We start from the raw sequence: 22,463 nt of genomic DNA, 5'->3' as shown, positions 1-22,463 counted from the left end.
GACCGCTAGCCGGGACGGAACCCGCCGACCGGATCAACCCTGTTCATCACTGTGAATGCCGGGAAAATCCGTCCGAGACCTCTCGACACGGTCGTAAATAGATCCTATCTTTCTCTCGGCGCTGACTCGCGTCGTTCACTGGCGAACACGGAGGTCCCGGATGAAGCTCAGACCAGCGCGCCCGCACGGGAGGCGTGCCCTCGGGCTCGCGGCCGCGGTGCTGACCGCGACCGTGCTGCTGCCCGCCGGTGCGGCCGCGGCGTGGCCGGGCAGCCAGGACGTCTACGTCTCGCCGTGGGGCAACGATTCCGGCTCCGGCGCCGTCTGGTCGCCGGTGCGCACGCTCCCGCGCGCCCAGCAACTCGTCCGGCAGCGCGCCGCGCACCTGGACTCCGACCTGACCGTGCACGTCGCCTCCGGCACCTACCGGCTCGACAAACCGCTCGAACTCGACGCGGCCGATTCCGGCTCGAACGGGCACCGGATCGTCTGGCAGGGCTCGCCGGGCACCGTGGTCAGCGGCGGCAAGCAGGTCACCGGCTGGCGTCCGGTCGCCGGTCGGCCGGGCCTTTACTCCGCGCCCGCGCCCGCCGGGCTGGACAACACTCGCCAGTTGTACGTCGACGGCGTCCGCGCGCAGCGGGCTTCCGGACGGCTTCCCGTGACGGTGAAGGCGACCGACACCGGGTACACCGCCTCCGCGGACACCATGGCCCACTGGCGCAACCCGAGCGACCTCGAACTGGTGTACACCAGCGGCGAGGAGCTGTGGAACGTCGTGCGCAACGGGCTGGGCCAGTGGACCGAGCCGCGCTGCCCGATCGCCTCGGCGACGGGCACGACGATCACCATGGCGCAGCCGTGCTGGGACAACTCGACCCGGCGCGTGATGTTCGCCGACATCCCCGGCCGTTCGGTCAACATGGTCGGGCCGGGCGATCTCACCAACGGGCGGCAACCGTCCTATGTGGAGAATGCGTTCGAGCTGCTGGACACTCCCGGCGAGTGGTACCTCGACCGCTCCGCGCACACCGTGTACTACCTGCCGCGCAAGGGTGAGAACCTGCACTGGGCCGACGTCGAGATGCCCGCGCTGGAGAAGCTGGTGGCCGGCCGCGGCACCGCCGAGAAGCCGATCCACGACATCTCCTTCCGAGGCATCCAGTTCTCCTACGCGACCTGGCTCGAACCGTCGTCGCCGGAAGGCTTCTCCGAAATCCAGGCCGGCTACCGGATCACCGGCGAACGCGGCTGGGCCACGCAAGGCCTGTGCCAGTTCACTCCCGGCGGCTCCTGCCCGTACGCGGACTGGACGAAGGAACCCGGCAACGTGTCGATCTCGCACGGGCAGCGGATCGAGTTCCAGGACACCGTGTTCGCCCACCTCGGCGCGGCCGGACTGGACCTCGGCGAAGGCGCACAGGACAGCAGCGTGTCCGACAGCGTGTTCACCGACATCTCCGGCAATGGCGTCGAAATCGGCGGGGTCAGCAAGCCCACCGCGGCTGGCGCGGATCTGACCGCGCGGGTCAAGGTGACCAACAACCACCTGTACGGCATGCCGCGCGAATTCACCGGCGGGGTCCCGATCGTCAACGGGTACTCGCAGGACAACGTCGTGTCGCACAACCAGATCGACCACGTCGCCTACTCCGGCATCTCGATGGGCTGGGGCGGCTGGCCGGACAAGATCAAGCAGGCCGCGACGCCGAACGTCTCGCGCAACAACGTGGTGTCGGACAACCTGATCCACGACTACATGCTTTCGCTGGACGACGGCGGCGGCGTCTACACCCAGGGCATCACCGGCCCGTCGCAGGCCGAGGGCGAGAAGGTGACCGGGAACGTCATCTACGACCAGTGGGGTCTCGGCAAGTCCGTCTACACCGACAACGGCTGCACCTACGAAACCGTTTCCGGCAACGTGCTCTACCACGCGGCGTACGCCAACGTCGCCTCCACGCACGTCGACTACCGCGACTCGCTCGGCAACAACGACCCGACCGTCATCTCCGGCAACTACTGGGAGCAGGGCGATCCGGACGGCGACAAGAAGGGCGTCATCACCTCGGGCAACCACCTGCTGAACAACCCGGCCGCCGCACCGAAGTCCATTGTGGATAACGCGGGTATCGAACCGGGCCACCGCGCGGTGCTGAACCGCCGGATCGACGGCGCGTCCGCTCCGCAGGCTCCGACGCGAATCGGCACCTTCTCGGTGTCCGGTCAGCTGTACGCGACCTGGAACCCGACCGTCGCGGAAAACGGTGCGCCGGTGCAGGACTACGTGCTGACCGCCTCGGACGGCAAGCACAGCGTGACGAGTTCGGTGTCCGCGAAGGACTTCGCACGCACGGGGTACACGGTGATTCCGAAGCTGGCCAATGGCCAGACGTACACGGTCACGGTCGCCGCGCGCAACCGGTTCGGCACTGGTCTGCCGTCGCTGCCGTCGGCACCGGTCACCGTCGCGCAGCCAGGCACCCAGCTCGCTGCCGCTCCGACCGGAGCGAAGGCCTTGCCGAGCGCCGACGCGGCGAGCATCCGCTGGACGCCGCCGAAGGAAGCCGGGTCCACCCCGGTGATCGGCTACCGGATCACCGTGTCCGACGGCCGCACCATCGAGGTCACCGGACGCGACACGATCGTCAGCCAGCCCACGCAAAAGGGCCTGACCCGCGTGGTGGACGGGTTGAAGTCCGGCACCGCGTACACGTTCACCATCGCCGCCGTCACCGGAACCGGCGTCGGCCCCGCGGTGACGGTGCAGACCACCACCGCGTAACCCGGTGATCGGCGCGTACCGGACCTCCCTGCCGGTGCGCGCCGATCACCCTATCCGGAATGCCCGGCGGTAGGCCCCCGGCGTCGTCCCCACCTGCGCCCGGAATCGCCGCCGCAAGTTCACTGCCGACGCCAACCCGACCCGCACCGCGATCGCGTCCACTGGCAGGTCCGTCTCCTCCAGCAGCCGCCGCGCCTCGGCCACCCGCCGCGACAACAGCCACGCACCCGGACTCGTCCCCAGCTGATCAGCGAACCGGCGAGCCAGCGTTCGCGGGGAAATCTTCAAGTGGCCAGCCAAATCTTCGACCGACAGCGGTGTCGCCAGACGCTCGCCCGCCCAGTCGAGCAACCCGTCCAACGCGTCCGTGGACGCTTGCGGCGGCGCGTACTGCACCTGCCCGCCCTCACGATGGGTCGGCATCACCATGTGCCGCGAGACGAGCGCCGCGTGCGCCGCTCCGTGATCCTGGCGGACCAGGTGCAGGCACAGGTCGATGCCCGCCCCCGCGCCCGCGCTCGTGGCGACATCGCCGTGGTCCACGTACAGCACGTCCGGCTCCACGCGTACCGCCGGGAAATCCCTTCGCAACTGCTCTGCTCGCGCCCAGTGCGTCGTCGCCGATCTGCCGTCCAGCAACCCGGTCTGAGCTAGGGCGAAGACACCTGAGCAGATCGTGACCAGCCGCGCCCCTCGTTCGTGCGCGTTCAGCAATGCCCGGCGCACCTTCGGGGAAAGCGGCGTCTCGACTGGCAGCCAGCCGGGAATCAGCACCGTGTCGGCCGTGGCGAGCCGGGAAAGCCCGTTGGACACGTGCATCGCATACCCGGCCGAGGTCGGCACCGGGCCGGGATTCTCGGTGCACACCTCGAATTCGTAGTACTGCGGCACGCCGTCCCTTGGCGTGCCGAACACTTCGGCGCCGCAGCCGAGTTCGAACGTCGACTGCACCGGCCGGACGAGAGCGACCACGCGATGCATGGCAAGAAAGTACCCCATGACGTCTTTCCTGACACTGTCTCGCGCGCGCACGGGAAGCCAAGCTGGGGCCATGCACTCCGAAATCCTTGCTCAGCCGGGCTACACCTCGGTCCCGGTCGGCGAAGCCCCGGTGAAGAACCTGTTCCCCGGCATCCGCCTCCGTCCACTGTGGAAGGGCGAAAACGGCGCGCACGCCAACGTGGTCGAGTTCGACCCCGGCAGCACCTGGCCAGAACCCGACGTCCACGAACCCGGTCCGGAAGAGGTCTTCGTCGTGTCCGGCGTCTTCAACGACGGCGCGCGTGAGTATCCGGCGGGCACGTTCATCCATGCGCCCGCCGGATCGTGGCATGTCCCGGCGACGGCGAGCGGTTGCACGCTGTTCGTCTTCTATCCCGAGGGCTAAGCGCCTCGATAACTCCCGATCGTCCAAGCGTTCCCCTCGGGATCGCGGACGGTGAACGTGTGCGAGCCGTAGCCGGTGTCGTGCAGCTCCATGCTGATTTCGGCACCGGCTTCGCGCACGCGGGCGTAAATCTCGTCCACCCGGTCCGAAACCACGTACACCGCGCTGGCCCCGGGTTTCATCTCGTCGTGCACGCCGTCGGCCGGTCCGCCGCAGCTGCCCAGCATCACGGCACCGCCTTCGGGCCACCGGAGTTCGGCGTGCGCGACGCCGTTTTCTCCAGGCACCACGAGGGTCTCCTGGAAGCCGAGAACCTCGGTGAGGAAACGGATCGCGCCGCGAGCGTCGTTGTAGCGGAAGGCCGGCCAGACTGTCGGTTGTGCTGTCATGCCACCGATTCTGCGGCGGCGGCCTTCGTCTCGTCTTGGAGAAACGGGAGCTCCTCGGCCATCCACGTCCGCGGCGAACACCCGGCCAGCGCACGCCACTCGTTGGAAAAGTGCGCCTGGTCGTAATATCCAGCGGCGTAAGCGATTCCGGCCAGATCACGGTGCCCGGTCCGCAGCAACCGGACCGCACGCTCGAACCGCAACACCCGAGCTGCCTGCTTCGGAGCCAACCCCAGCTCGGCGCGGAACCGCTCCCCCAAATGCCGACGGCTCCAGCCGACCTCCTCCGCCAGGTCGCCGACCCGCACCAACCCGCCGCTGCGGCGCAGCTCGTGCCACGCGCGGTCCAGCTCCGGCGGCTGCTCGGCGGGCTCGACCGCCCGCGCGGCCAGCACCTCGTCGAGGATCGCGAACCGGGTACGCCAATCTCCGGCCTCGGCCAGCCGGTCCGGCAGCCGGGCGAGGTCGCCGCCGAAATCAGCGAGGTCTGTCACCCGGCCGGTCAGCTCGGCGGCCGTGACGCCCAGCAGAGTCCGCGCGCCCAGCGGGTCCAGCTCCAGCTGCACGCCGCGCTGCACGCGGTCCTGCGTGATCAGCGCGGGTTCGGTGTGCAGGCCGCCGACCGCGCTGCGCAGCGTTCCGGCCCCGTCCAACCCGGCGTACCGGATCGGCTCTTCGAGGCTGATCACGAGCGTGAGGTGCCGCGACGGCAGCCCGCGGTGCACTGCGAGGGTGACGTTCTCCTGTGCGTAGCCGATGTAGCGCGTGACCAGGCCCCGCAGCACCGGATGCGGCGGACGGGCGGCCCAGCTGTGACTCACGCGACCAGGCTAGCCCGGAAACGCGCGGATTCTGCTACCACGGGAGAGCGGTCCCCACGATGAGGAGAAGCCCGATGACGATCCAGGAACAGGCCCAGCAGCTCGAACTGCTCGCCGACCAGGTGCCGACCGGAATCGCCCTCGCCACCAAGGGCGAACTGGAGGATCTGCAGGCCCAGGTCCTCGGCCTGCTCGGCGAAACCGGCAGCGCGAACGCGATCCAGGGGTCGGTGCAGATCGCGATCCGGCAGATCGACGAGGTCGCCGCCTCGCTGGAAAACGTCCGGATCCAGATCCGGGAAGCGGCCCAGCACCACCTGCGCGGCTGACGTGGCCGGGCTGTCCGCCGCGCGCGCCGGCGAGTTCGCGGAGATCGCGCTGGCCAACGTCGTGCGCGAGTATCCGCATCACGAGAGCCACTGGCGGACCGACGACACTCCCGTCCCGCCGGTCCGCGAACTGCATCCGTGCTTCTACGGCAGCTTCGACTGGCATTCGTGCGCGGAAATGTTCTGGGTGCTGGCCCATCTCTTGCGGCGGTATCCGTCCCTTGTCCCGGCCGACGAGATCCGCGCCGTGCTGAACGCGCACCTGACCGAGCCCGCGTTGGCCGCCGAAACTGCTTACTTCGAGCCGGAACACCATCGCACGACGCAACGTCCGTACGGCTGGTCGATCCTGCTGGCGCTGACGAGGGAAATCGCTACCTGGGACGACCCGGACGCGGTGCGCTGGTCCGCCGCGCTCCAGCCGTTGACCAGGCTTTTCGTCACCCGATTCCTCGACTGGCTGCCGAAGGTCACCTACCCGGTCCGCTACGGCCTGCACGAGAACGGCGCTTTCGGGCTCTCCCGCGCGCTGCCGTACGCCCAATACCTGGCGTCCCGGGGAGAATCGGAGCTGCTGGAGGCGATCACCGAAACCGCCTGGCGCTGGTTCGGCTCGGACCGCGATTACCCCGGTGCGTGGGAGCCGTCCGGAGCCGACTTCCTCTCTCCCGCGCTGGCCGAGGCCGAGCTGATGAGCCGCCTGACGCCTGCCGCCGAATTCGGTGCCTGGCTGGAGGCTTTCCTGCCCGGAATCGCCGACCGCAACCCGGCGGCGCTCTTCACTCCGGCGGTGGTGACCGATGCTTCCGACGGGCAGATCGCCCATCTGCACGGGCTCAATCTCCATCGCGCGTGGAGCTGGCGGCGGATCGCCGAGGCACTGCCGCCGGGAGACGGCCGGATCGCCGCGATCGACAGGACTTCGCGGGAACATGCGGATGCCTCGTTGCCGCAGGTGAGCGAGGGGCCGTATGCGGTGGAACATTTCCTGGTCTACTACGCGCTGCTCTTCCTGAGCGACGCCGAATCAGGAAGAGCCTGAACGGTGTCGGATCCCTGGCTGCGCATCGAAGTGCTCGACGGGGATGCCCCAGCGAGCGACTGGCGTCGCGCCTACTCCGACGCACTGTTCAAAGCCGCGATCGCCGACCGCGCCGTGCGCTGGTCCTGGCGGACGCACGAACGTGGCGTCGTCTTCGAGATCGCCTTCCGGACTGAGGCCATCCGCGACGAGTTTCGCAACTGGCCTTCAGTCAAGGCAGCACTCGGCGCGGCACCGGGGCTCACCGTCACCTCCGGCGGCGGCGATTAGTTCTCCGGCAACGGTTCCTGGTGCTCAGCCCGCAACCCGTCCAGCGAAACCCGCAGCAACCGGTTCCACATGTGCGGCCGGTCCTCGTCCGTGCACTGCGCCGCATACCCCAGCGAGATCAGCAGCAACACGAGGTCATCCGTAGTCACCCCGGGACGCAGCAACTCCTCCGCCCGCGTCCGCAGTTCCTCCAGCACCGCACGGAGCCGCGGGATCCCGGCCGGATCGGGGTCGGTCCACGTCAGCGCGAAACTTTCCATGATCGCCCGATGGTGGGCACAGCCGGACAACGCCTGCCGGTAGAAGTCGGTCAGCGCCGCCCACGGGTCCTCCGCCTCGACCGCCGCCTGGCGCGCGGACTCGGCCCACCGGGCGAAGTCCCGATCCAGGACCGTCCGGACGAGGTCTTCCTTCTTCGGGAAATGCCGGTACAGCGTGCCCATGCCGACCCCGCCGCGCCGGGCGATCTCGCGGACGTCGACCGCGGCTCCCTGTTCCGCCAGCACCTCGGCGGCGGCTTCGACGATCGCCTCCCGGTTGCGGATCGCGTCCGCGCGCGGGGCGCGGCGCCGGGGGGTGTGCGGTTCAGCCACGGCCATGCGGCGAGCATACCCCTTACTCGGAGCACTTGCTCCTCTTAGTGTGCTAGTTTGCGGAGCAAGTGCTCCGCCTAGTGAAGGAGATGCCGTGCCGACCCTCGCCGACTGGAACGTCCGGATCCTCGCCGAGTTCCGGGAGAACGCCGGATACGTCGCCTGGAGCAGTCCGGAGGAAATGGCGGCGGGCCGCCCGATACCGCCGCACATGCCAGGATTTCCGAAAGAAGGAATGCCGCTGATTCTCGTGCATCACTTCGGAGCGAAAACCGGGAAAGAACGGATCAGCCCGCTGTTCTACCGGCCGGTCGGCGACAACTGGGCGGTTTTCGCCACGCACGGCGGCAGCCCGCGCGATCCCGCGTGGTACCGCAATCTCCTGGCGAATCCGCGGACTGTCGTCGAGGCGGGCGCGGAAACCGTCTCGGTCCAAGCACGGCTGACCGAGGGAGAAGAGCGCGCGAAGATCTGGGCCGAGCAGATCGCGCTGGTCCCGAAATTCGCCGAGTTCGAGGCCGTTTCCGGGCGGCGAATCCCGGTCGTCCTGCTGGAACGCCGATGAAAAAGGGCTCCTCGACCGCGGTCGAGGAGCCCTTTTCGGACCGGAAACTCAGCCGACGGTCACGCTCGGCGAACCCTCGCCGATGCTCTCGCCGGATTCCTCGGCGATCCGCATCGCCTCTTCGATCAGGGTTTCCACGATCGCGTGCTCCGGCACGGTCTTGATGACCTCGCCCTTCACGAAGATCTGGCCCTTGCCGTTGCCGGACGCGACGCCGAGGTCGGCCTCGCGCGCCTCGCCGGGGCCGTTCACGACGCAGCCCATCACCGCGACGCGCAGCGGGATTTCCATCCCCTCCAGCCCGGCGGTGACCTGGTCGGCGAGCGTGTAGACGTCCACCTGCGCGCGCCCGCACGACGGGCACGACACGATCTCCAGCTTCCGCGGCCGCAGGTTCAGCGACTGCAAAATCTGCGTGCCGACCTTGACCTCTTCCACCGGCGGCGCGGACAGCGACACCCGGATGGTGTCGCCGATGCCCTGGCGCAGCAGCGCGCCGAAGGCGACGGCGGACTTGATCGTGCCCTGGAAGGCGGGCCCGGCCTCGGTGACGCCGAGGTGCAGCGGGTAGTCGCACTGCTCGGCGAGGATCTCGTAGGCGCGCACCATCACGACCGGGTCGTTGTGCTTCACCGAGATCTTGATGTCGTGGAAATCGTGCTCGGCGAACAGCGAGGCCTCCCACATCGCCGATTCGGCGAGCGCTTCCGGGGTGGCCTTGCCGTACTTCTCGAGCAGCCGCTTGTCGAGCGACCCGGCGTTGACGCCGATCCGGATCGGCGTGCCGTGGTCCTTCGCGGCCTGCGCGATCTCCTTGACCTGGTCGTCGAACTTGCGGATGTTGCCCGGGTTCACCCGCACCGCGGCGCAGCCGGCCTCGATCGCGGCGAACACGTACTTGGGCTGGAAGTGGATGTCGGCGATCACCGGGATCTGCGACTTCTTCGCGATCGCGGGCAGCGCCTCGGCGTCGTCGGCCGACGGGCACGCGACGCGCACGATGTCGCAGCCCGCCGCGGTCAGCTCGGCGATCTGCTGCAGGGTGGCGTTGACGTCGGAGGTCAGCGTCGTGGTCATCGACTGCACCGAGATCGGGTGGTCGCTGCCGACACCCACCGACCCCACCATCAGCTGGCGGGTCTTGCGACGCTCGGCGAGAACGGGCGGGGGCAGAGCGGGCATACCTAACGCGACGGTCACGCTTCCAGCGTACCCACCTCACCGGGGCGGGTTTCAACGAAGTCAGCCGACGCGGTGAGCAGCGTTACCCCTTCTCGGGCGGGGCGGGACGGACGCGTGACCCGGCCGGTGCGCGCGGTTACTGCAAGCGGATCGGATTGACGATGTCCGCTGTCACCGTGAGCAGCGTGACACCGCCGCCGATGACCACCAGCACCATCGTGATCGCGGACAGCTTCGTGTAGTCGACCGGGCCGCCCGCGGGTTTGCCGCGCAGGCCGCGCAGCCAGTCGCGGACGCGTTCGTACCAGACGATCGCGATGTGCCCGCCGTCCATCGGCAGCAGCGGCAGCAGGTTGAACACGCCGATGAAGAAGTTCAGGCTGGCCAGCAGCAGCAGGAAGACCTGCCACAGCCCGGCCTCGACCGCCTCGCCGCCGAGCCTGCTCGCGCCGACGACGCTGACCGGGGTGTCCGGGTCGCGCTCGCCGCCGAAGATCGAGTTGAAGACCGCCGGGATGCGCTTCGGGAAGGCCATCAGCCCGTCCCAGGTGCGGGCGAACATGTCGCCGGTGAACGACGCCGCGCCGCCGAACGCGCCGAGCGGGCTGTACTGGATGGTCCGCGCCACCCCGACGCCGACCGCGCCCACCGTTTCGGTGCCGCCGTTCGCGGCGGGCCGGAGCACCTTGGGCACGTCCACGACGAACGTCTGCTGCTTCCCGCCGCGCTCCACGACCACCGGGACCGGCCCGGAGACCGCCTTGACCTGGGTCACCATCTCGTTCCAGGTCGGGGTCGGCTTGCCGGCCACCGAGACCACGACGTCGCCAGGCAGCAGGCCCGCCTTCTTCGCCGGGGCGGGATCGCCGGGCTGGCAGACCGGGTTGTTGACCTGGTCGACCGTGGCGCCGCCGCGCACGCAGTCCGAAATGGTCGAAACGATCGGCTTCTGGTCCACGTTCGGCAGGCCCATGGTCGCGGCCATGACGAACAGCACGATGAAGCCGAGCAGGAAGTGCGTGATGGAACCGGCCGACATCACGACGGTCCGCTTCCAGGCCTTGAACCGCCACATCGCGCGCGGCGCCTCTTCCGGGGTGACCTCGTCGAGCGCGGTCATCCCGGCGATGTCGCAGAAGCCGCCGAGCGGGATCGCCTTGAGGCCGTACTCGGTCTCGCCGCGCCGGAAGGAGAACACCGTCGGCCCGAAGCCGACGAAGTACCGGCGGACCCGCATCCCGAACATCCGGGCGGTGACCATGTGGCCCGCTTCGTGCAACGCGACCGAAACACAGATCGCGAGCGCGAAGAGCACCACGCCGATCACATAGGCAAGCACGGGCCTTGCACCTCACCCCTCAGCCGCGGCCCGCGATGCGGTGGCGGCAGGTTCGTCGTCTTCCTCGGCTCAAGCGGGGAGACCACCCGGAAAGTTCCCGGTTCAAGTATCCGCCGCCAGCGTGAAACCAGTGTTGCATCGACCGGCGCGGCTTCGCGCACCGGTCGCGGTCAGGGCGCCAGGTCCGGGATGATTTCCGCGGCGGCGCGCTGCCCGGATTCGACCGCGCCGTCGAAGTAGCCGTTCCAGTTCATCGCGGTCTCGGTGCCCGCCCAGTGCAGTGGCCCCACCGGCTGCCGCAGCGCCGGGCCGAAGGTGGTCCACGCGCCGGGGACGAAATGCCCGGAGAAGCAGCCCCTCGTCCATTCCTCGCCGAGCCAGTCGAACTCCACGAACTCCTGGATCTCCCGCGCTCGCGGGCCGAAGAGGGTGGTGAGGTGGTCGAGCACCAGACGGCGGCGCACCTCGGGAAGCTCGCGTCGCAACGCGACAGCGTCCGCGCCGTACACGAACCCGGTCAGCACGGCCCTGGGCGAGCCGGGCGGGGTGTTGTCGACGGTTTCGGTGAGGACGCCGTCGGTCGAGCGGGCGACGCCGGACAGCCCGGCCTCGCGCCAGAACGGTTGGGCGTAGATCGCGTGGACCTTCAGCGCGGTACCGGCGGGCATGCGCTGGAAGACGCCTTCCCGGAGCGCGGGCAGCGGCGGGTCGTAGCGCACCTTTCCGGCGAGCGACGGCGGGACCGCGACGATCACTCGGGCGGCCTGCCAGCAGGTGGTCCGGGTGTGCACGCGCGCCGCGCGGTCGTCGTATTCGATCGCCGTCACCGGGTCGCCGAGCCGCACCGTGCCGGGCGGAAGCGCCGCGGCCATCTGCTCGGCGATCCGCTGCGCTCCCCCGGCGATCCGGCTGTCCTGTGCCCCGCCTTCGTACCCCAGCAACGGCTCCACGCCGCCCGCGCTGGCGACGTAGAACAGCGTCTCCAGCAAGGACGTTTCCGCGGCGCTGCCGGCGAGCAGGCCGCCGGACACGACGCGGTCGAGGAACCGGAAAGCCGCCTGCGGCAGGTTTTTCGCCGCGAGCCAGGACGCGAACGTGCACTGGTCCCATTCGGCCGCGCGGGGGCTCGTCCACGGTTTCTTGACCGGGATTTCCTGTGCCAGCGTGTCCAATTCGGTCAGTACCGCGGCGGCTTCCGGCGGAGTGTCCGGCACCCGCTGCCCGCCGTACTCGACGATCATCCGCCCCTGCCCCGGAGTGGGATAGAAGCCGACGTCGTACCGATCGACCAAGCCCATGATCCGGACTTGCGAGGGACCGATCCACTGGCCGCCGAGGTCGAGCTGAGTGCCGTCCGGCAGGTACCGGGTGAGCGCCCGGCCGCCGACCCTCGGCCGCGCTTCCAGCACGCGCACCGTCAACCCCTCGTCCGTCAGCGCTTCCGCCGCGCTCAGCCCGGCGAATCCAGCACCGACCACCGCGACCTGGACCTCGCCGTAGCTCCTCATGCCGCCAGGATCGCCCGGAAGCACCGGACACCGCGCGCGAGCGCCCCCGAACGGGGGAACGCGATCACCCCAGCAGTTCGGCGGCCCGGGTGCGGGCCCACTGCTCCGCGGCCAGCACGTCCGCGACGTCGCGGGGCTCGCGCCGCCATTCGTCCGCGTCGGACACCACCTGCGAAACAGTGTCCACAATCGACAGGAACCCGGCCTTGCCGTCCAGGAACGCGGCCACCGATTCCTCGTTCGCCGCGTTGAAAACCGCGGGAAGGCAGCCGCCAACGGCACCCGCTTCGCGAGCCAGCTCGACGGCCGGGAACGCCTCGTTGTCGACCGGCTCGAAGGTCCAGCTCGCCGCGGTCTCCCACGAGCACGCGGGCGCCGCGCCGGGCACGCGGTGCGGCCAGTTCAGCGCCAGCGCGATCGGCAGCCGCATGTCCGGCGGGCTCGCCTGGGCGATCGTGGAACCGTCGGCGAAGGTGACCATCGAGTGCACGATGGACTGCGGGTGCACCGTCACGTCGATCCGCGCGGGCTCGATGCCGAACAGCAGCGACGCCTCGATCAGCTCCAGGCCCTTGTTCACCAGCGTCGCCGAGTTGATAGTGACCAGCGGGCCCATCGACCACGTCGGATGCGCCATCGCCTGTTCGACGGTGACCTCGCCGAGGTCCTCGCGCTTCCGGCCGCGGAACGGGCCGCCGGACGCGGTGAGCACGAGCCGCGCGACCTCGTTGTCCTCCCCGGAACGCAGTGCTTGCGCCATCGCCGAATGCTCGGAATCGACCGGCACCAGCTGTCCCGGCTTCGCCGCGGCGAGCACCAGCGGTCCGCCCGCGATGAGGGATTCCTTGTTGGCCAGCGCGAGAGTCGCGCCGGTGGCCAGCGCGCGCAGCGTCGGGTCGAGCCCCTGCGAACCAGGTACGGCGTTGAGCACGACGTCGACCGGCACCGATCCGATCAGCTCGGCCACCGCGTCGGCGCCGGCGAGAATGCGCGGCAGCCGGAACTCGCCCTTCGCGTACCCGCGGCGCTGTGCCTCGGCGTACAGCGCGAGCTGCACGTCTTCGACCGCCGTGGGCTTCGTCACGGCGATGGCGGCTACTTCGTGCGCGATCGCTTGCTCGGCGAGCGTCGCCGGGTCGGAACCGCCGGCGGCGAGGCCGGCGATCGTGAACAAATGCGGGTTACGTGCGGCGACGTCGAGCGCCTGGGTCCCGATCGACCCGGTGGAACCCAGCACGAGGACGCTTCGCGAGGTAGTCATCAGCAAGCATTATGGCCCGGGTCCTGTCCGCGCGGCGGCCAGCGGTGTGGGATCATGCGGGGGCACAACGTCAGGCGGTTTGAAGGAGTGGTCGTGGCAGGCAAGGCGGTCGAGAAGCGCCCCGAGGTCGACCCGCGCGACGAGCCGTCGGCGGAGTGGGGCTGGCACGGCTCGTTCCCGAAGGCCACCCGCATCGCGGGCTGGGTCTCCGCGGCCATCCTGCTGGTGATGATCAAGGGCAACCACGAGAACAACACGGAGAACGTGTGGCTCGTCGGGCTGTCCGCGTTCATCGTCCTGCTCCTGCTGCTCGACCTGCGCAAGAGCCGCACCGCCTGGCGCAAGTAAGCCCTGGCGCCGCAGGCCTGGCATTCGCTAGTTTCCGGGCCCATGAAGCCACGCTGGGCCGCGCTCGCGGCCGCCGTCATCGCCGCTCTTTCCCTGTGCACCGCGGCCCCGGCCAGCGCTGCCCCCTCGGTGAAGCCACCAGTGGTGAGCTGCACGTTCACGCCGACGCCGGACAATCCGGCGGCGCGCCCGGTGCTGCGTCCGCTGCCGTTCGCGCTCACCCGCGGGACGGTCGACGTCACCTTCCACTACAACTACGGCCCGGTCACCGTGCGGCTCAACCGCGCCGGGGCCGCTCCGTGCGCCGTCGCGAACATGACCAGCCTGGTGCTGCAGCACTTCTACGACCGTTCGCAGTGCTGGCGGCTGACGAACTCCGCGCGGCTGGGCGTCCTGCAGTGCGGTGACATCTACGAGGTCGAAAAGGGCGGCCCTGGCTACAAATTCCCGGACGAGGTCACCGGCAAGGAGACCTACGAGCGCGGCACGGTCGCGATGGGCAACCAGGGACCGGGCACCAACGGCAGCGAGTTCTTCATCGTGCACTCGTTCGCGCACATCCCGGCGAACTACTCGGTGCTGGGGCGCGTGGTGCGGGGAATGGACGTGCTGGACCGGATCGTGGCGGCTGGGATCATCCCTAGCGAACGCGGGCCGCTTGACGGTCTTCCGGCCAAGCCGGTGAAGATCGAACGAGTCACTTTCGGTTTCTGAACGCTGTCCGGCCAACGGCGGTACGCGATGATTCCAGCGTACCGCCGTTCCGTCGGCGAGATCGCGCTTCGATGCCGGTCAGCCGTTCTCGCGCTGGGCCAGGACCCTCCTCGCGATCTCGCGGACACGCTCCCTGTCGTCGTCCCGCACCGACTCGATCACCCGCCACGCCGCATCGTCGTCGATGGCCAGCAGTGCGTCGAGTGCCTTGAACGCCAGGTCGTGGAACTCGTCCCAGTCCGGCCGCCAGTGCAACGCGCGTTCGATCGCGGGCACTGACGAAGGGGCCTTGATGTCGAGCAGGTATTCGAGCACGTCCCCCGGGTGGACGCCCCCGTCACGCAGATCCAACGCCTCGGCGAACACCGGCACATACTGGACCGAGGGGCGTTTCCCGGCCAGAGAAAGATAGGTCTGGAACCACCGCCAGTCGGAGCGGGCCAGGTTTTCCCGCAGCCCACGAGCGATCAACTCTTCGACGCGGGGAGTTTCCGCCAAGAAACTGAGGTCGCTCCGACCTCCAGGTTTGGTCGCGCGTACGAATTCGTCGAACTTCGTGAAATCCGAAGTCACGGCAGCGCACCCCAATCATAGCCTCTATTCCGGATCTACTCGGCTACACTCTTCCGGTTGATTGCTCCACGGTCCAGCAATTTCCGCCGCGTCCCCCAGCTTTACTCCCGCTCGACGGCGCGCCCAAGCATCCGGTGAAGATCCGCTCCGTCAGCTTCGGCTGGCGACCCCCGGCGCGTAAGCGCGCAGGAACACGCCGACGCCGGACCGGACCAGAGTTTCCCAGTCCTCCCCCGGTTCGGCCGCGGCGGCGCTGCCCGCGGTGAGCTGCACGAGATGCACCGCGGCCAGCGACGGATCCGCCAGGTCGAGGCGCCCTTCCGCGGCGAGCCGGCGCAGATGCCCGGCCAGCGCCAGCCGCACGCGCGTCGGGCCGCGTTCCTTCCACGCCGCGACCGTCTCCGGGTCGATGTGGTCCAGGTCGGCCTGCACCTGCCGGACCAGCGCCCAGTGCGGTTCGGTTTCCGGCTCGCGTTTCGCCCACTGGAGGCCGAACTCGACGAGGTCGGCCTCCAGGTCGGCGATCCGGCCGAGGAGCTTGTCGGCGAGCGCGATCTGCCTTTCGGCGACCCGGTCCGAACTGTCCAGGATCACCGCGCGGAACAGCCCGGCCTTGTCGCCGTAGTGGTTGTAGATCGTCCGCGACGACACCCCGGCCTCGGCCGCGAGCACGTCGATGCTGGCGCGCGAGTAGCCGTCCCGGGCGAACACCCGCAGGGCGCCGTCGAGCAGAGCACGCTGTTTGTCCGTCCGCACCGGCTCAGTATGCCGAAGTACAACGATCGTTGCAAAAACTACAACGAGCGTTGTACCTTCGGGGCATGACTTCTCCGCTTCGCATCGCCGTCGTCTCCGGAAGCACCCGCCCCGGCCGTCGCGCGACGCAGGTCGCCGAATGGACCCGCGCCCGCGCCGCCGCCTTCCTCGGCGACCGGGCCGACGTCGAGGTACTCGACCTCGCCGAGATCGACCTGCCGTTCCTGGATGAACCGATGCCCGCCGCGATCGGCGGCTACCGCAACGACCACACCCGGCGGTGGGCACAACTCGTCGACAGCTTCGACGGCTTCGTCTTCGTGACCCCCGAGTACAACCACTCCATGCCCGCGGCGCTGAAAAACGCCATCGATTTCCTGTTTTCCGAGTGGTGCGACAAAGCCGCCGGTTTCGTCAGCTACGGCACCAACGGCGGCACGCGCGCCGTGGAACATCTGCGGCTCACGCTCGCCGAGGTGAAAGTCGCCTGCGTGCGCTCGCAGGTCGCGCTGGGCCTGTTCACCGACTTCGTCATCCCCGACATGGCCGAGCCCGGCACCTTCGCGCCCGCCGAACACCACGAAGGCATCCTGACGCGGATGCTGGGCGAACTTGTCGACTGGTCGACCGCGCTGCGCACCCTGCGGGATTCGCGATGACCAGTGTCACCGCCCCCATTGACCGTGCGACGTGGCGGATCTGCTGGATCATCGTGTTCGGCGCGTTCGCGAGCGGGCTCGACGCGTCCGTCGTGACGATCGGCCTCGATTCGATCAGCAGCGACTTGGTCGCGGATCTCTCGGTGACGCAATGGGTCGCGAGCGGCTACCTGCTCGCGCTCGCCCTGTCGCTCCCCTTGACCGGCTGGCTGTCGCGACGTTTCGGCGCGGGCCGGGTGTGGCTCTTCGCGCTGGCCGCGTTCACCGTGACGTCGGGTTTGTGCGCGGTCGCCCCGAACGTCGGGCTGCTCATCGCTTTCCGCTTCCTGCAAGGCCTGGCGGGCGGCGTCCTGATCCCGGCCGGGCAAACCGTTCTGGGGCAGCAGGTCGGCGCCGCGCGGCTGGGCCGGGTGATGGCGACGCTCGGGATCGCGGTGAGTGTCGCGCCCGCGCTCGGCCCGCTCGCCGGAGGCCTGATCCTGCATGGGCTTTCGTGGCCGTGGCTGTTCCTGATCAACCTGCCGATCGGGGCGGTCGGTTTGTTTCTCGGTCTCCGGTACGTGCCCCGCGGCTCCCGGGAGGCCACCGGCAGAATCGATTTCGCGGGCCTGGCACTGATCGCCGCCGGATTGCCGTCAGTTCTGTACACCGTGACCACCTGGGGCGACACCGGACGGGTCGAGTGGCCGATTCTGGTGCCTGGTCTCGGTTTGCTGGTTTGGTTCGTGGCGCGGTGCCGTCGGCATCCGCACCCGCTGCTGGACTTTTCCCTGTACCGCAACCGGCTTTACCGGGCAGCCAGTCTGGCCGCGGCTTTCAACGGTGCGCTGATCTTCGGCAGCGGGATCGTCGTGACGCTCTATTTTCAGCTGGGGCGGCACCTGGATTTCGTTGACACCGGACTGAGTTTGCTCGGTTTCGCCGGTGCGACGGCGGCGATCGCGCCGGTGACCGGGCGGGCAGTGGATCGGTATGGCGCCGCGCCGGTCGCGTTGGCGGGTGCGGTGCTGGCGGTGGTGAGCACGGTGCCGTTCGCGTTCCTGCCGGTGGACGCGTCTGGCGTTCTGGTTCAGGTTTTGCTGGCAGGGTTCGGGGCGTCGGTGGCTTTGGTGAGCATGCCGATGGGGATCGCGGCGTACAAAACCGTTGCACCGGAACGGCTTCCGGATGCTGCCGCGCAGGTGACGATCTTGTTGCGGGTGGGCGGATCGCTCGGCGGTGCGGTGTTCGCGGTGCTGATCGCCGGGCGGTTGCCAGATGTCGACGCGGCGTTCCGGATGGGGTTTCTGGCGATCAGCGTGGGCGCGGTGGGGGCTTTGGGGACGGCGTTGCTGGTGGCCCGAGCTTCCCGGGCATTACGCTGACGCGGCTATGAACGAGATCAAGCCGGGGCTTTCGGTCTTCGCTGAGCTAGACCTTGGCGAGGTGACAGAGCAGGCGGACCGCGAAGGATTCCGCGTGCTGGTTCTGTCGAGCGTCGGCCCGGACAAGAGGTCCTTCTTCGATCAGGTGGAAGCGCAGCTGCCGACGGATCCTCCGCTGGGGAAATTCAACGTCTGGGATGCCCTCGAAGACTCCCTCTGGGAGGGTCTGTGGCAACTCCCTGAGCACAAACTGCTTCTGGTCTGGCCCGACAGCAAGGAGTTCGCCGAAAACTCCCCGGAAGAGTTCGCCACCGCCCTGTGGGTGCTGAAAGACATCGCCGCCCTCCCGATGCACCCGGACGGCGCTTCCGGACCACCGAAATCCGTAGCGATCTTCGTAGCCACCACGGCGGCAACCCTGAAATCATGACCCCATGAGCACACCCCCCGACGGTCTCCCCGCCTACCGAGTCCTCACCGGTCCCGACGACGCTGCCTTCTGCCGCCGGGTCAGCGAAGCCCTCGCGCTCGGCTACCGCCTGCACGAGGGCCCCGCGCTGACCTTCAACGGCGAGAACGTGATCGTCGCCCAAGCCGTGCTCTGGCCGGAAGCGATTACCGATCGCTCCGCGGAGCAACCAGCTCGCTAGGCCCGCTGCCGGATTCCCCAGCCACCGCGGCCAGTTCCTCGCCCACGGACTCCGACGCCTTCTTTTTGTCCTTCGTCAGCAACGACGCCACCGCACCGATCAGGCACACCACGATCGCGAAGCCGAACGCCACCGCGAGGCCGTCCTGGAACGGGCCCGAGATCAGGTTCGGGAAGAAGCTGCGGCCGGTCAGGAAGTTCGCCTGGTCCGCGGGCAGGTGCGCGAGCTGGCCGCCGAGCAGCTGCTGGATCGGGTTGTAGCCGAGGAACGCCGCGAACAGCACCGCGACCGCGGGCAGGTGGGCGACCTGTTGCGCGGCCGCCTCGGGGACGCCGTGCTGGGTCAGGCCCTGCGACATCGCGATCGGCAGGTGGTCCGACAGGCCGGCGATGATCAGGCTGAAGAAGAAGCCGATCGACAGCACCATCGCCGCGTTCTGGAAGGTCGTCATCATGCCCGCGCCGGAACCTCGCGCGTCGGCGGGCAGGCTGTTCATCACTTCGGCCCGGTTGGGCGAGGAGAACATGCCCATGCCGATGCCGTTGAGCAACAGGATCCCGGCGAACGCCCAGTAGTCGAAGTTCACCGGAAGCAGCGTCAGCAGCAGGAACGTCAGCGCGGTGATGACCAGGCCGCCGGAGGCGAGCGCGCGGCTGCCGATCCGGTCGGACAGGATGCCGGACGTCGGCGCGGCCACCAGGAAGCCGATGGTCAGCGGGAGCATGTAGATCCCGGCCCACAGCGGCGTCTGCTCGAAGGTGAAACCGTGCTGCGGCAACCAGATTCCCTGCAGCCAGATGATCAGCACGAACTGCAGCCCGCCTCGTCCCAGCGACGCCGTCAGGTTCGCCAGGTTGCCCCAGCTGAACGAGCGGATCCGGAACAGCGACAACCGGAACAGCGGGTTGGGCACCTTCGTCTCGATCACGAGGAACGCGATCAGCACCGCGACGCCGCCGATCAGGCAGGACAGCACCATCGGGCTTCCCCACCCGGTCTGCGAAGTGCCGTAGGGCTGGATTCCGTAGGTGATGCCGACCAGCACGGCGATGAGGCCGAGGGCGAAGGTGATGTTGCCCCACCAGTCCATTTTGGCGTGCTGGCGGACGCCGGTGTCGTGCAGTTTGAGGTAGGCCCACACCGTGCCGATCACGCCGAAGGGCACCGACACCAGGAAAATCAGGTTCCAGTTCACCGGCGCGAGCACGCCGCCGACCACGAGGCCGAGGAACGAGCCCGCGATGGCCGCGACGCCGTTCATGCCGAGCGCGAGCCCGCGCTGGTTGGCCGGGAAGGCGTCGGTGAGGATGGCCGACGAGTTCGCCATCAGGAACGCGCCGCCGACGCCCTGCACGATCCGCCAGCCGATCAGCCACAGCGCGGCCGCGTCGCCGTCGAACCAGGTGATCGCCAGCATGATCGAGGAAACGGTGAACACGGCGAAGCCGAGGTTGTACATCCGGGCCCGGCCGTACATGTCGCCGAGCCTGCCGAACGCGACCACCAGCACCGCGGTGACCACGAGGAAGCCCATGATCATCCACAGCAGGTAGCTCGTGTTCGACGGCTCCAGCGGGTTGATGCCGATGCCCTTGAAGATGTCGGGCAGCGCGATCAGCACGATGGACGAGTTGATCGTCGCGATCAGCATCCCGAGCGTCGTGTTGGACAGCGCGATCCACTTGTACCGCGGACCGAGTTCCGCGATCGAATACGTCCTGCGCTCCGCCACTGTCGAAAACCCTCTCTCCCAGCCGTTCCCTTAGCTAGGCTAAGCAAGTTGCTTGCGGTAGGCAACCAACAAAAGAAAACGACTGGGAGACAAGGGTCACAAACGCATCACTGTCCTTTGTGGACTATTTACTTTCACCCGGTCGAGTTACCGCTGCGCGGGACTCCCGACGACCTTTCCCGGGTTGAGGATCCCGTGCGGGTCCAGGGCGTTCTTGACCGCGTGGTGCAGGCCGAGAACGGCCGGGCCCAGCTCTTTCTCCAGCCCCGGCCGTTTGAGCAGGCCGACGCCGTGCTCGCCGGTCACCGTCCCGCCGAGTTCGAGGGCGTCGGCGACGATGTCGTCGAAAGCGGCCTGCGCGCGGCGCTGCGCGTCGTCGTCCCCGCTCGGAGTAATCAGCAGCGGATGCAGATTTCCGTCGCCGATATGCGCGATATTAGCGATTTGCGTATTGTGCCGCTGCGCGGCCAGATCGATCCTGGCGAGCATTTCCGGGACCAGATGCGTCGGCACGCAGACGTCCTCGGTGAGCACCGGGCCGAGTCGTTCGAGCGCCGGGTACGCCAGCCGCCGGGCGGCGAACAGCGCGTCCGCCTCCGCCTCGTCGGTCGACTGCGCGGCCCAGGTCGCGCCCGCCTTCTCGAAGCACTCCACCATCACCGCGGCCTCGTGCCCGCCCGGCACGTCGCTGCGGCCGAGCAGCACCACGTTCGCGTCGGCGGAGAGGCCCATGTTCTTCCAGGCGTCCACCGCGGCCAGGCAATGGCGGTCCACCAATTCCAGCGCCGACGGCACGATCCCGGCCGCGCGGATCGCCGCTGCCGCCTCCCCCGCCTCGACGGTCGAGTCGAAATACCCGGCGACGGTCGCCTCCGGCGCGCGTTTCGCCCGCAGCCGCACGGTGATTTCGGTGATGACGCCGAGCGTTCCCTCCGACCCGACCATCAGGCCGGCGAGGTCGTATCCGGCCACGCCCTTCGCGGTGCGGCGGCCGAGCCGGACCAGTTCGCCGGTGCCGGTGACGACCTGCAACCCGAGCACGTAGTCGCGAGTCACGCCGTACTTCACGCAGCACACGCCGCCCGCGTTGGTCGCGACGTTGCCGCCGATGGTCGACCACGGCGAACTGGCCGGGTCCGGCGGATACCACAGCCCGTGTTCCGCGCAGGCCGCGCGGAGATCGTCGTTGACCACACCGGGTTCGACGACGGCGAGCCGTTCCACCGGGTCGATTTCCTTGATCTTGGTCATCCGGTCGGTCGCCAGCACGACGCATCCGGCCAGCGCGTTCGCTCCGCCGGACAATCCGGTGCCCGCGCCGCGCGGCACCACTGGCGTGCCGTGCTTGATGCACTGCCGGACGGTCGCCTGCACCTCGTCCGCGGTGCGCGGGCGAACCAGGACCGCGGGTTCGCCGTACGGGGCCCATTCCGCCTCGTCGTGCGCGAAGCTGCGCAGCACGTCGGGGTCCCGCACGATCCGGTCATCCGTCAGGACGGTGTGCAGGTCGTCGATCAGCATGGGGGGCTCCCGCGTGGTTCCGGTCCGCTTTCCCCGCCAGGTTAGGTCGGAAACCGGGCCGCCCGTCCGGCGTATCGGGCGACCGGCGCCCGCCCGGCTACGCTGACCAGCGAGAAACGGGAGGGCGGAGCAGATGGCTTCCGGAGCATCCGGAACGGAGACGGCGCGGCGCAGGCGGCGCACCACGGCGGCCCTCAAGGAGTCGCTGCGGGAACTGCGCAATCAGCTGTCGCTGCTGAACCACCAGGTCGGCGGACGGCTGAAACTCAAGGACGTCGACCTCGACTGCCTCGAACTGATCTCGTCGGCCGGACCGCTGAGCCCGAGCGCGCTCGCCCGGCGCGCGGGCCTGCATCCGGCGACCGTGACCGGCATCCTCGACCGGCTGCAGCGCGGCGGCTGGGTGGTGCGCGAACGGGATCCCGAAGCGGCCGACCGGCGCGCGGTCACGGTGCGGGCGGTGCCGGGACGCACGCAGGAACTGTTTCGCGTGTACAGCGGGATGAGTTCGGCGATGGACGACCTGTGCGCCGGGTACACCGAAGACGAGCTCATGCTGATCGCCGGCTTCCTGCGCCGCACCGCCGAAGCGGGCCGGGCCGCGACCGACGAACTTTCCGGGGAATGACGCGAGGGCCTCGCCGCTTCGCCCGAGCGCGAAACGACGAGGCCCCG

The 22,463-nt window shown here is 68.9% G+C and carries 25 protein-coding genes; 13 read left to right on the top strand and 12 right to left on the bottom strand.

Features of this window, described 5'->3' with window-relative positions:
• The first annotated feature begins 160 nt into the window (after positions 1–160).
• Positions 161–2,785, top strand: coding sequence for a fibronectin type III domain-containing protein (locus ACZ63D_RS28510; RefSeq protein ID WP_465357416.1), 2,625 nt, complete (start codon positions 161–163; stop codon positions 2,783–2,785).
• A gap of 45 nt (positions 2,786–2,830) precedes the next feature.
• Here the strand turns inward: ACZ63D_RS28510 and ACZ63D_RS28505 are convergent, their stop codons facing one another.
• Positions 2,831–3,766: a GlxA family transcriptional regulator gene (locus ACZ63D_RS28505; protein WP_465357460.1), complete on the bottom strand. Its 936-nt coding sequence runs from the start codon at positions 3,764–3,766 to the stop codon at positions 2,831–2,833.
• Between the two features lie 70 nt (positions 3,767–3,836).
• Between ACZ63D_RS28505 and ACZ63D_RS28500 the strand changes: the two genes are divergently transcribed.
• A complete protein-coding gene (locus ACZ63D_RS28500) occupies positions 3,837–4,172 on the top strand; it encodes a cupin domain-containing protein (RefSeq protein ID WP_465357415.1) in 336 nt (111 codons plus the stop codon).
• On the opposite strand, the gene ACZ63D_RS28495 is transcribed toward ACZ63D_RS28500, so the two are convergent.
• Both ACZ63D_RS28495 and ACZ63D_RS28490 read right to left on the bottom strand, forming a co-directional pair.
• Positions 4,169–4,561, bottom strand: coding sequence for a VOC family protein (locus ACZ63D_RS28495; RefSeq protein WP_465357414.1), 393 nt, complete (start codon positions 4,559–4,561; stop codon positions 4,169–4,171). The genes ACZ63D_RS28500 and ACZ63D_RS28495 overlap by 4 nt on opposite strands.
• A complete protein-coding gene (locus ACZ63D_RS28490) occupies positions 4,558–5,382 on the bottom strand; it encodes a helix-turn-helix domain-containing protein (RefSeq protein ID WP_465357413.1) in 825 nt (274 codons plus the stop codon). The genes ACZ63D_RS28495 and ACZ63D_RS28490 overlap by 4 nt, the downstream gene beginning before the upstream one ends.
• Before the next feature lie 74 nt (positions 5,383–5,456).
• Between ACZ63D_RS28490 and ACZ63D_RS28485 the strand changes: the two genes are divergently transcribed.
• The 3 genes from ACZ63D_RS28485 to ACZ63D_RS28475 are packed head-to-tail and all read left to right on the top strand — an operon-like array spanning position 5,457 to position 7,023.
• Positions 5,457–5,711, top strand: coding sequence for a hypothetical protein (locus ACZ63D_RS28485; protein ID WP_465357412.1), 255 nt, complete (start codon positions 5,457–5,459; stop codon positions 5,709–5,711).
• A 1-nt stretch (position 5,712) separates the two neighbouring features.
• Positions 5,713–6,753, top strand: coding sequence for a DUF2891 domain-containing protein (locus tag ACZ63D_RS28480; RefSeq protein ID WP_465357411.1), 1,041 nt, complete (start codon positions 5,713–5,715; stop codon positions 6,751–6,753).
• Between the two features lie 3 nt (positions 6,754–6,756).
• Entirely contained in the window at positions 6,757–7,023 is a 267-nt protein-coding gene (locus ACZ63D_RS28475) for a hypothetical protein (protein WP_465357410.1), read from the top strand.
• On the opposite strand, the gene ACZ63D_RS28470 is transcribed toward ACZ63D_RS28475, so the two are convergent.
• Positions 7,020–7,622 (bottom strand): TetR/AcrR family transcriptional regulator, encoded by a 603-nt coding sequence (locus tag ACZ63D_RS28470; RefSeq protein ID WP_465357409.1) that lies wholly within the window; start codon positions 7,620–7,622, stop codon positions 7,020–7,022. The genes ACZ63D_RS28475 and ACZ63D_RS28470 overlap by 4 nt on opposite strands.
• Before the next feature lie 88 nt (positions 7,623–7,710).
• Here ACZ63D_RS28470 and ACZ63D_RS28465 point away from each other — a divergent pair, with 88 nt between their 5' ends.
• Positions 7,711–8,181, top strand: a complete 471-nt coding sequence (locus tag ACZ63D_RS28465) for a nitroreductase/quinone reductase family protein (protein WP_465357408.1) — start codon at positions 7,711–7,713, stop codon at positions 8,179–8,181.
• Between the two features lie 48 nt (positions 8,182–8,229).
• On the opposite strand, the gene ispG is transcribed toward ACZ63D_RS28465, so the two are convergent.
• From ispG to dxr, 4 genes are all read right to left on the bottom strand, one after another.
• Positions 8,230–9,381 (bottom strand): flavodoxin-dependent (E)-4-hydroxy-3-methylbut-2-enyl-diphosphate synthase, encoded by a 1,152-nt coding sequence (gene ispG, locus ACZ63D_RS28460; protein WP_465357407.1) that lies wholly within the window; start codon positions 9,379–9,381, stop codon positions 8,230–8,232.
• 118 nt (positions 9,382–9,499) lie between these two features.
• Positions 9,500–10,702 carry a M50 family metallopeptidase gene (locus ACZ63D_RS28455; protein WP_465357406.1) on the bottom strand — a complete coding sequence of 401 codons (1,203 nt, stop codon included), beginning with the start codon at positions 10,700–10,702 and terminating at the stop codon, positions 9,500–9,502.
• 170 nt (positions 10,703–10,872) lie between these two features.
• The gene (locus tag ACZ63D_RS28450; RefSeq protein WP_465357405.1) at positions 10,873–12,210 is read right to left on the bottom strand and encodes a flavin monoamine oxidase family protein; all 1,338 of its coding nucleotides are present in this window, start codon (positions 12,208–12,210) and stop codon (positions 10,873–10,875) included.
• A gap of 64 nt (positions 12,211–12,274) precedes the next feature.
• Positions 12,275–13,471 (bottom strand): 1-deoxy-D-xylulose-5-phosphate reductoisomerase, encoded by a 1,197-nt coding sequence (dxr, locus tag ACZ63D_RS28445; protein ID WP_465357404.1) that lies wholly within the window; start codon positions 13,469–13,471, stop codon positions 12,275–12,277.
• Between the two features lie 93 nt (positions 13,472–13,564).
• Between dxr and ACZ63D_RS28440 the strand changes: the two genes are divergently transcribed.
• Positions 13,565–13,819 carry a DUF2631 domain-containing protein gene (locus tag ACZ63D_RS28440; RefSeq protein WP_452076898.1) on the top strand — a complete coding sequence of 85 codons (255 nt, stop codon included), beginning with the start codon at positions 13,565–13,567 and terminating at the stop codon, positions 13,817–13,819.
• A 42-nt stretch (positions 13,820–13,861) separates the two neighbouring features.
• Positions 13,862–14,533, top strand: a complete 672-nt coding sequence (locus tag ACZ63D_RS28435; protein ID WP_465357403.1) for a peptidylprolyl isomerase — start codon at positions 13,862–13,864, stop codon at positions 14,531–14,533.
• A 78-nt stretch (positions 14,534–14,611) separates the two neighbouring features.
• Here the strand turns inward: ACZ63D_RS28435 and ACZ63D_RS28430 are convergent, their stop codons facing one another.
• Complete coding sequence (locus tag ACZ63D_RS28430; protein WP_465357402.1) at positions 14,612–15,106, bottom strand: HEAT repeat domain-containing protein; 495 nt, start codon at positions 15,104–15,106, stop codon at positions 14,612–14,614.
• A 150-nt stretch (positions 15,107–15,256) separates the two neighbouring features.
• A complete protein-coding gene (locus ACZ63D_RS28425) occupies positions 15,257–15,862 on the bottom strand; it encodes a TetR/AcrR family transcriptional regulator (protein WP_465357401.1) in 606 nt (201 codons plus the stop codon).
• 65 nt (positions 15,863–15,927) lie between these two features.
• Between ACZ63D_RS28425 and ACZ63D_RS28420 the strand changes: the two genes are divergently transcribed.
• The 4 genes from ACZ63D_RS28420 to ACZ63D_RS28405 are packed head-to-tail and all read left to right on the top strand — an operon-like array spanning position 15,928 to position 18,535.
• Positions 15,928–16,521, top strand: a complete 594-nt coding sequence (locus tag ACZ63D_RS28420) for an NADPH-dependent FMN reductase (RefSeq protein WP_465357400.1) — start codon at positions 15,928–15,930, stop codon at positions 16,519–16,521.
• Complete coding sequence (locus ACZ63D_RS28415) at positions 16,518–17,885, top strand: DHA2 family efflux MFS transporter permease subunit (protein ID WP_465357399.1); 1,368 nt, start codon at positions 16,518–16,520, stop codon at positions 17,883–17,885. The genes ACZ63D_RS28420 and ACZ63D_RS28415 overlap by 4 nt, the downstream gene beginning before the upstream one ends.
• 7 nt (positions 17,886–17,892) lie before the next feature.
• Positions 17,893–18,315: a barstar family protein gene (locus ACZ63D_RS28410; protein ID WP_465357398.1), complete on the top strand. Its 423-nt coding sequence runs from the start codon at positions 17,893–17,895 to the stop codon at positions 18,313–18,315.
• Positions 18,316–18,319: 4 nt separating this feature from the next.
• Positions 18,320–18,535 carry a DUF1737 domain-containing protein gene (locus ACZ63D_RS28405; protein WP_465357397.1) on the top strand — a complete coding sequence of 72 codons (216 nt, stop codon included), beginning with the start codon at positions 18,320–18,322 and terminating at the stop codon, positions 18,533–18,535.
• On the opposite strand, the gene ACZ63D_RS28400 is transcribed toward ACZ63D_RS28405, so the two are convergent.
• Together ACZ63D_RS28400 and ACZ63D_RS28395 are read right to left on the bottom strand one after the other, a co-directional pair.
• Entirely contained in the window at positions 18,501–20,267 is a 1,767-nt protein-coding gene (locus ACZ63D_RS28400) for an MFS transporter (protein WP_465357396.1), read from the bottom strand. The genes ACZ63D_RS28405 and ACZ63D_RS28400 overlap by 35 nt on opposite strands.
• 147 nt (positions 20,268–20,414) lie before the next feature.
• Positions 20,415–21,788, bottom strand: a complete 1,374-nt coding sequence (locus ACZ63D_RS28395) for an FAD-binding oxidoreductase (protein WP_465357395.1) — start codon at positions 21,786–21,788, stop codon at positions 20,415–20,417.
• Positions 21,789–21,921: 133 nt separating this feature from the next.
• Between ACZ63D_RS28395 and ACZ63D_RS28390 the strand changes: the two genes are divergently transcribed.
• Positions 21,922–22,416 (top strand): MarR family transcriptional regulator, encoded by a 495-nt coding sequence (locus tag ACZ63D_RS28390; RefSeq protein ID WP_465357394.1) that lies wholly within the window; start codon positions 21,922–21,924, stop codon positions 22,414–22,416.
• Positions 22,417–22,463: the final 47 nt, after the last annotated feature.

It is taken from the genome of Amycolatopsis sp. NPDC104775, from assembly GCF_055583325.1.
The sequence above is the reverse complement of the archived record's forward strand: the minus strand, read 5'-3'. Positions and strand labels throughout refer to the sequence as shown.